This window comes from Pseudomonas aegrilactucae (assembly GCF_019168305.1).
GTDB lineage: Bacteria > Pseudomonadota > Gammaproteobacteria > Pseudomonadales > Pseudomonadaceae > Aquipseudomonas > Aquipseudomonas aegrilactucae.
In genome coordinates, this window is sequence record NZ_JAHTBI010000129.1 from 1 (window position 1) to 647 (window position 647).

At 58.0% G+C, this 647-nt stretch carries 1 protein-coding gene; it reads left to right on the forward strand.

Going from position 1 to position 647, the window contains the following annotated elements; all coding sequences use genetic code 11:
* Positions 1–132: 132 nt before the first annotated feature.
* Positions 133–647, forward strand: a 515-nt coding sequence (locus tag KUO17_RS25600) for a DUF6531 domain-containing protein (RefSeq protein WP_255263799.1), incomplete at its 3' end; no start/stop codon positions are given.

Genomic DNA, 647 nt, shown 5'->3' on the forward strand with positions numbered 1-647 from the left:
GAGCGCGAGAAGGGCAAGGGGGAGTTGGGGGCGAGCGAGAAGCAGAGTCCGGCCGAGTCCACCACCAGCCCTGTACGTCGCAAATGCCCGATAGAGCCCAAAAGCCACTCGAACAAAGCGATCAGTTTCTCGTTGGGCTCAGAGTTCATCATTCACACTGACTTCAACCTATCGGGGCCATTCCCTGTCGAATGGCAGCGCATCTACCACTCGCGTTTGGAGCCGTATGATCAGGGCAATCTGGGCGCACGCTGGGTCACTGAATTCACCACACGCATCGACGTGATCGGCAAGGGGCTGTTGTTTCATGACTACGATGGTCGCAGTCACGCGTTCGACTTGCCCAAGGTCGAGAGCGCGAAGTACAACGCGATTGAGGACTTGCTGCTGGTACGCAGTGGTGAAGACGAACTAGTGATCTGCCGCGGTTTTGATCGCAAGGAACACTACCTGCGCGTGGGTGATCGCTACTACCTGCAGAAGATCCTGTTGCAGAACGACGCCGGTTGCATGCTGCATTACGAGCATCGCCACGAAGGCCGCCCGGTGCTGTCCGACATCATCACCTTCCAGGGCGACATGAGTGACGTGCACCGTCACCTGGGCACGCTGATCGATGACCATGGTCATATCACCGGCCTGTGGGA